7 protein-coding genes are annotated in these 7650 nt (G+C 73.1%); 6 read left to right on the forward strand and 1 reads right to left on the reverse strand.

The window, feature by feature from the left end; all coding sequences use genetic code 11:
- Window positions 1-72: 72 nt before the first annotated feature.
- The 5 genes from ACWF9Z_RS05205 (at window position 73) to ACWF9Z_RS05225 (ending at window position 5576) form a co-directional block, all read left to right on the forward strand.
- A complete protein-coding gene (locus ACWF9Z_RS05205; protein WP_453597841.1) occupies window positions 73-1149 on the forward strand; it encodes an ABC transporter ATP-binding protein in 1077 nt (358 codons plus the stop codon).
- The gene (locus tag ACWF9Z_RS05210) at window positions 1146-2267 is read left to right on the forward strand and encodes an ABC transporter ATP-binding protein (RefSeq protein ID WP_453597616.1); all 1122 of its coding nucleotides are present in this window, start codon (window positions 1146-1148) and stop codon (window positions 2265-2267) included. Before ACWF9Z_RS05205 ends, ACWF9Z_RS05210 begins: the two co-directional genes overlap by 4 nt.
- A gap of 283 nt (window positions 2268-2550) precedes the next feature.
- Window positions 2551-3207 (forward strand): trimeric intracellular cation channel family protein, encoded by a 657-nt coding sequence (locus ACWF9Z_RS05215; protein ID WP_453597618.1) that lies wholly within the window; start codon window positions 2551-2553, stop codon window positions 3205-3207.
- A 59-nt stretch (window positions 3208-3266) separates the two neighbouring features.
- Window positions 3267-4127, forward strand: coding sequence for a thioesterase family protein (locus ACWF9Z_RS05220; RefSeq protein WP_453597620.1), 861 nt, complete (start codon window positions 3267-3269; stop codon window positions 4125-4127).
- A gap of 285 nt (window positions 4128-4412) precedes the next feature.
- Window positions 4413-5576 (forward strand): cysteine desulfurase family protein, encoded by a 1164-nt coding sequence (locus ACWF9Z_RS05225; RefSeq protein WP_453597622.1) that lies wholly within the window; start codon window positions 4413-4415, stop codon window positions 5574-5576.
- A gap of 53 nt (window positions 5577-5629) precedes the next feature.
- Here ACWF9Z_RS05225 and ACWF9Z_RS05230 read toward each other — a convergent pair whose 3' ends face one another.
- Complete coding sequence (locus ACWF9Z_RS05230; protein WP_453597624.1) at window positions 5630-6340, reverse strand: N-acetylmuramoyl-L-alanine amidase; 711 nt, start codon at window positions 6338-6340, stop codon at window positions 5630-5632.
- A 69-nt stretch (window positions 6341-6409) separates the two neighbouring features.
- Between ACWF9Z_RS05230 and mnmA the strand changes: the two genes are divergently transcribed.
- Window positions 6410-7561, forward strand: a complete 1152-nt coding sequence (gene mnmA / locus ACWF9Z_RS05235; protein WP_453597626.1) for a tRNA 2-thiouridine(34) synthase MnmA — start codon at window positions 6410-6412, stop codon at window positions 7559-7561.
- Window positions 7562-7650 lie beyond the last annotated feature (89 nt).

Consider the following 7650-nt stretch of genomic DNA (forward strand, 5'->3'; position numbering starts at 1 on the left):
ACTGACGCCGGGGCCGCGTCCGTCCCGGGCCCCGCGTCCGGCTCCACGGCCCCCGCTTCCGGCCCCGCCTTCGTGCCCGAACAGGGCAGGGTGCGGGACCGGGCCTTCCTCTCGGTGCGCGACCTCAAGGTGCACTTCCCGACCGACGACGGCCTGGTCAAGTCCGTCGACGGGCTCTCCTTCGACCTGGAGCGCGGCAAGACCCTCGGCATCGTGGGCGAGTCCGGCTCGGGCAAGTCGGTGACCTCGCTCGCGATCATGGGGCTGCACCGCACCGGCCACGTCCGCAACCGCCCGCAGATCTCGGGCGAGGTCGTCCTCGACGGCGAGGACCTGATCAAGGCCGACGCCGACCACGTACGCACCCTGCGCGGCCGCAAGATGGCCATGGTCTTCCAGGACCCGCTGTCCGCGATGCACCCGTACTACTCGGTCGGCAAGCAGATCGTCGAGGCCTACCGGACCCACCACGACGTGGACAAGAAGACGGCGCGCAAGCGGGCCGTCGAGATGCTCGACCGCGTCGGCATCCCCGAGCCCCACCAGCGCGTGGACTCCTACCCGCACGAGTTCTCGGGCGGCATGCGCCAGCGCGCGATGATCGCGATGTCGCTGGTCAACAACCCCGAGCTGCTCATCGCGGACGAGCCGACCACCGCCCTGGACGTCACCGTCCAGGCGCAGATCCTGGACCTGATCCGGGACCTGCAGCGGGAGTTCGGCTCCGCGGTCATCATGATCACGCACGACCTCGGCGTGGTCGCCGAGATGGCCGACGACATCCTCGTGATGTACGGCGGCCGGTGCGTGGAGCGCGGCAGCGCCGAGAAGATCTTCTACGAGCCCCGGCACCCCTACACCTGGGGCCTGCTGGGCTCGATGCCGCGCATCGACCGCGACCAGACCGAGCGCCTCATCCCGGTCAAGGGCTCGCCGCCCAGCCTCATCAACATCCCGAGCGGCTGTGCCTTCCACCCGCGCTGCCCCTACGCGGACCTCCCCAAGGGCGGCATCACCCGTACCCAGCGGCCCGAGCTGGCCCTGGTCGACGGATCCGCGGAGGACGACGGCCGCCACTGGGCCGCCTGCCACCTCTCCCCGGAGCAGCGGAACCGGATCTGGACCGAAGAGATTGCGCCGAAGCTGTGACCGATAAGAAGAAGACGGAAGCGGGGACGGGCCCGGCCGCGGGCACGGTCCCCGCGCAGGCGGACTCGTCCCCCGAACCCCTGCTGAAGGTGACCGGCCTGGTCAAGCACTTCCCCATCACCAAGGGGCTGCTGCGCCGCCAGGTGGGGGCCGTGAAGGCCGTCGACGGCATCGACTTCGACGTCCGGCGCGGCGAGACCCTGGGCATCGTCGGCGAGTCCGGCTGCGGCAAGTCGACCATGGGCCGGCTGATCACGCGCCTGCTCGAACCGACCGGCGGCTCGGTCGAGTTCGAGGGCAAGGACATCACGCACCTGAGCGTCGGCGCCATGCGCCCGCTGCGCCGCGACGTGCAGATGATCTTCCAGGACCCGTACGGCTCGCTGAACCCGCGGCACACGGTGGGCACCATCATCGGCGCCCCGTTCAAGCTCCAGGGCGTCCAGCCCGAGGGCGGCCTCAAGGCGGAGGTGCAGCGGCTGCTCTCCCTGGTCGGCCTGAACCCGGAGCACTACAACCGCTACCCGCACGAGTTCTCCGGCGGCCAGCGCCAGCGCATCGGCATCGCGCGGGCGCTCGCGCTCAAGCCGAAGCTGGTCGTCGCGGACGAGCCGGTCTCGGCGCTGGACGTGTCGATCCAGGCCCAGGTGGTCAACCTGCTGGACGACCTCCAGGAGGAGCTCGGCCTCACCTACGTGATCATCGCGCATGACCTGTCGGTCATCCGGCACGTCTCGGACCGCATCGCGGTCATGTACCTCGGCAAGATCGTCGAGCTCGCCGACCGCAAGTCCCTGTACGAGGCTCCGATGCACCCGTACACGACCGCGCTGATGTCGGCCGTGCCGGTGCCGGACCCGAGGCGGCGCGGCGCGAAGAGCGGCCGCATCCTGCTGAAGGGCGACGTGCCGTCGCCGATCTCGCCGCCGAGCGGCTGCCGCTTCCACACCCGGTGCTGGAAGGCGACGCAGGTCTGCACGGTGCAGGAGCCGCCGCTCGTCGCTCTGAAGACCGGCCACCAGGTGGCCTGTCACCACCCGGAGAACGCGCCCGACCAGTCCCCGAACGACCCGCCGCTCCCGGGTGCGGCGGAAGCGGTGTCCACGGTCGCGGAGTAACGGCCGAGCCGGGCCCGCCCGAGCCCCGGACCCAGGACCCCTCGCCTCGAACGCCGGCGCACTTCAGCCCCGCCGGCGTTCGAGGCGCGTCCGGTTCCCGGGCCGGCCCCGGCAGCGCCTGCCCGACGCTGCCCGCGCCTGCCCGACGCTGCTCGTGCTCGGCGGCGCTGCCCGCGCCCGGCGGGGTGTGCGCCAGCGTGGAAAGAGCCCCGGAACGATCTCCGGGCCCCTGCCCGGACCACCCGTTCCCGCACGCCGCGAGGCGACCGGCAGAATGGGGCCCGTGCTCCACGATCTCTTCCCGCCCGGAATCCAGCACGGCCTGGACCTCGCGGGCATCTTCGTCTTCGCCCTGGCCGGGGCCCTGCTCGCCGTACGCAAGAACTTCGACGTCTTCGGCATCGCCGTCCTCGCGCTCGTCACCGCCCTCGGCGGCGGTCTCTTCCGGGACATCGTCATCGGTGCCACCCCGCCCGCGGCCTTCGGCGACCTCGGCTTCTTCGTGACGCCCCTGGTCGCCGCCGCCATAGTGTTCTTCCTCCATCCCGAGGTGCAGCGGATCAACCGCGCGATCAACGTCTGCGACGCGGCCGGCCTCGGACTGTTCTGCGTGACGGGGACGACGAAGGCGTACGAGTTCGGCCTCGGCCTCACCGCGTCCGCCGCGCTCGGCCTGGCCACGGCCGTCGGCGGGGGTGTGCTGCGCGACGTACTCGTCAACGAGGTGCCCTCGCTGCTGCGCGACCGCGAGATGTACGCGGTGCCGGCCATCATCGGAGCCTCGATGGTCGCCCTCTTCATCAGCTTCGACATCCTGAACGCCGTCACGACCGGCGTCGCGATCGTCACCACCTTCGTGCTCCGGCTCCTGGCCATCCGCTACCACCTGCGGGCGCCGCTCGCCTGGAACCGGCGCTCGGCGGTCGCGGAGGAGCCGTGACGAGGCCGAAACCCAAGAAAGCTACCGCTTAGTAGCTACTTCGTTGTACCGTCGTCCGCATGTCACACGCAGCTGCCAAGGCCACCGTCGGCGACAGCGAGTTCGACCGCGACACCGCCGTCACCGCTCGCGCGGGCGACCCCGGGGTGTACGACGCGGACCTCTCCGCCGGGTGGACGATCATCACCGCCGTCAACGGCGGCTACCTCCTGGCCCTCGTCGGCCGCGCCCTGTCGGCGACCCTGCCGCACCCGGACCCGTTCACGGTCTCCGCGCACTACCTGACCTCGTCCGTGCCCGGCCCCGCCGTGATCCGCACCGAGGTCGTACGCGTCGGCCGCACGCTCTCCACCGGCCAGGCCTCGCTCTTCCAGTACGACGAGAACGGCACCGAGATCGAGCGCCTCCGCGTCCTCGCCTCGTACGGGGACCTCTCCGCGCTCCCGGACGCCGTCCACACCACGGCCCTCCCGCCGCTCATCCCCGCCTACGAGGACTGCCTCGGCCCCGAGGCCGGCCCGGCGCCGATCCCCGGCAGCTCGGCGATCGTGGACCGGCTCCGGCTGCGCCTGGACCCGGCGACGGCCGGCTGGGCGGTCGGACAGCCGTCGGGCAAGGGCGAGATGCGGTCCTGGTTCGAGCTCGCCGACGGGCGCGACGCGGATCCCCTCTCGCTGCTGCTGGCGGTCGACGCGCTCCCGCCGACCTCCTTCGACCTCGGCCTCGTCGGCTGGACCCCGACCGTGGAACTCACCACGCACGTCCGCCACCGTCCGGCCCCGGGCCCGCTCCGCGTCGCCATCACCACGCGCAACCTGGCGGGCGGCTTCCTGGAGGAGGACGCGGAGATCTGGGACTCGGCGGACCGGCTGGTGGCCCAGTCCCGCCAACTGGCACGCGCGCCGCGCCTCGCTCCCTGACCTCGGCGTCGCGGCTCGCTCCCTGACACCGCCCGAGCCTCCGGCACGTCCAGCCCCGCCGGGGTTCGGGACGCGGGGTCCGGGACGGAGCCCCAGGTCTTTCGGTCAGGGCGAGCCCGGGGAACGGTGGAAGGGCGGGTAGGGGACAGCGGCTCCGCGCAGCGGTGGCCCTGCCCCGCCCTCCCCCGCCGCCCTCCCCCCGGCGGGTCCGGCCGAGGCCCCGGACCACCGACCCCGCCCCGCGCGGGATCCCGGGGCACGGGGGACTCGTAGAATCGGGGGATCATGGCCTACCTCGACCACGCCGCCACCACTCCGATGCTCCCGGAGGCCGCTGCGGCGATGACCGCCCAGTTCGGCGTCACCGGCAACGCGTCCTCCCTGCACGCCGCCGGCCGCCGCGCCCGCCGCACCGTCGAGGAGGCCCGCGAGGCCCTCGCCGAGGCGCTCGGAGCCCGGCCGAGCGAGGTGGTCTTCACCGCGGGTGGCACGGAGGCCGACAACCTCGCCGTCAAGGGGCTCTACTGGGCCCGCCGCGACGCGGACCCCGCCCGGACCCGCATCCTCGCCAGCCCCGTCGAGCACCACGCCGTCCTCGACGCCGTGCACTGGCTCGCGGAGCACGAAGGGGCCCAGGTCGAGTACCTCCCCGTCGACCGCTACGGCCGCGTGCGCCCCGAAGCCTTCCGCGAAGCGATCGCGCGGAACCCCGAGGACGTCGCCCTCGCCACCGTCATGTGGGCCAACAACGAGATCGGCACGGTCATGCCGGTCGCGGAACTGGCCGCCATCGCGGGCGAGTCCGGCATCCCGCTGCACTCCGACGCCGTCCAGGCCTTCGGCCAGCTCGACGTCCGCTTCGATGACAGCGGCCTCGCCGCCATGACCGTCAGCGGCCACAAGGTCGGCGGACCGTACGGGATCGGCGCGCTGCTGCTCGGCCGCGACCAGAGCCCCGTACCCGTCCTGCACGGCGGAGGCCAGGAGCGGCACGTCCGCTCCGGCACCCTCGACGTCCCGGCGATCGCCGCCTTCGCGGTGGCCGCCGTGCTCGCCGCCGAGCGGCGCGAACGCTTCGCCGCCGAGATCGGCGCGCTGCGCGACCAGCTCGTCGCCGCCGTGCTCCGCGAGGTCCCCGACGCGGTCCTGGGCGGCGACCCCGTCGACCGGCTCCCCGCCAACGCCCACTTCAGCTTCCCGGGCTGCGAGGGCGACTCCCTGCTGCTCCTGCTCGACGCCCAGGGCATCGAGTGCTCCACCGGCTCGGCCTGCACGGCGGGCGTGGCCCAGCCCAGCCACGTCGTGCTGGCCACCGGCACGGATCCGCAGCTGGCGCGCGGCACCCTGCGCTTCTCCCTCGGCCACACGTCCACGAAGGCCGACGTGGACGCGGTGGCCGCCGCCATCGGCCCGGCCGTGACCCGCGCCCGCACGGCGGGCCTCAGCTAGTGCCGCGTCGGGCAAGGTTTGCCCCGACGGGGCGAACGTTGCCTGACGCGGCACTAGTGCTCTGAACGCAGGGCCTCGCCGACCAGGCGGACGTAGCGGTTCCAGTCCCAATGGGGCCCGGGATCCGTGTGGTCGGCGCCCGGGACCTCGGAGTGGCCGACGAGGTGCTTGCGGTCCGCGGGTATGCCGTACCTCCGGCAGATCCCGGCGGCGAGCAGCGCCGAAGCCTCGTACATGGCGTCCGTGAAGTCCTGCGGCCGGTCCACGAAACCGACGTGCTCGATCCCGACGCTGCGCTCGTTCATGGAGCGGTTCCCCGAGTGGAAGGCGACGTCGAGCTCGCGCACCATCTGCTCTATGTGACCGTCCTGGCCGACTATGTAGTGGGCCGACGCCCGGTGGAACGGATTCTTGAAGGCGTCCACCGAGGACGCGAAACTGCCTTGTGTGACATGCACGACGATCCGGTCCACGCGATAGTCGGCGGGCCGGTCCGCCAGCCGCCAGTTCGCCGGCGAGGCCGAGGTCCACCCCGCCCCCGCGTGGTCCAGCTCACCTTCCTTGCGCGGCTTGGACACCCCCGGCACCAGCCACCAGGCCCGTCCCAGCTCGTCCCGCCCGGCGACCGCCGCCACCGCGACGACCCCGAGCCCGCCGAACAGCAGCGCCCTGCGGGTCCGCCCCGGCCGCCTGACCCCCGCGGCACCCTTGTTCCCCGCGGCCCCTTCGGTGCCCGAAGCACCGCCGTCGCCCTTGCTCCCCATGGTTCTCCACCCCCCTGACCCGATAACGCGCTGTGACCCCGCGCGGTTCCCCGTACCCTGGACGGTGCTATGACTGAGAACCTGCCGAGCAGCCCCCGCCCCCTGCGCATCCTCGCCGCCATGTCCGGCGGCGTGGACTCCGCCGTCGCCGCCGCCCGCGCCGTCGAAGCCGGGCACGACGTGACCGGTGTCCACCTCGCGCTCTCCGCGAACCCGCAGTCCTTCCGGACCGGCGCCCGCGGCTGCTGCACGATCGAGGACTCCCGCGACGCCCGCCGCGCCGCCGACGTCATCGGCATCCCGTTCTACGTCTGGGACCTCGCCGAGCGCTTCCGCGAGGACGTGGTCGAGGACTTCATCGCCGAGTACGAGGCCGGGCGCACCCCGAACCCGTGCCTGCGCTGCAACGAGAAGATCAAGTTCGCGGCGCTGCTCGACAAGGCCCTCGCCCTCGGCTTCGACGCCGTCTGCACCGGCCACTACGCCACCGTCGTCCTCAACGACGACGGCACCCGCGAGCTGCACCGCGCCTCGGACATGGCCAAGGACCAGTCGTACGTCCTCGGCGTCCTCGACGAGAAGCAGCTCGCCCACGCCCTCTTCCCGCTCGGCGACACCCTCACCACCAAGGACGAGATCCGCGCCGAGGCCGAGGAGCGCGGTCTGGCCGTCGCGAAGAAGCCCGACAGCCACGACATCTGCTTCATCGCCGACGGCGACACCCAGGGCTTCCTCGCCGGCCGTCTCGGCAAGGCCGAGGGCGACATCGTCGACGGGGTCACCGGCGAGAAGGTCGGCACCCACGAGGGCGCCTTCGGCTTCACCATCGGCCAGCGCAAGGGCCTGCGGATCGGCCACCCGGCCCCCGACGGCAAGCCGCGCTACGTCCTCGACATCTCCCCGGTGAACAACACCGTCACCGTCGGCCCCGTCGAGGCCCTCGACGTCACCGCGCTCACCGCGATCCGCCCGCGCTGGTGCGGCTCCAGCCCCGCCGCCCCGGGTACGTACACGGCGCAGCTGCGCGCCCACGGCGGTGAGACCGAGGTCTTCGCCGAGCTGGTGGACGGCGAGCTGCAGGTGCGCTTCACGGAGCCGGTCCGCGGCGTCGCCCCCGGGCAGGCGATCGTCCTCTACGACGGCACGCGCGTGGTCGGCTCCGCCACCATCGCCACGACCACCCGGGCCACCGCCGACGCAGCGTCCGCGGCGGCGCTCTAGCCGGAGCGCGCGCCGGGCGCCCCCGGGGGGGCCCCGGGGCGGGGGCGCACGATAGCGTGAGGCGCGCCCGGGGGGCGCCAGGTGGCGAA

The sequence above is a fragment of the Streptomyces sp. NPDC054961 genome (assembly GCF_053609145.1).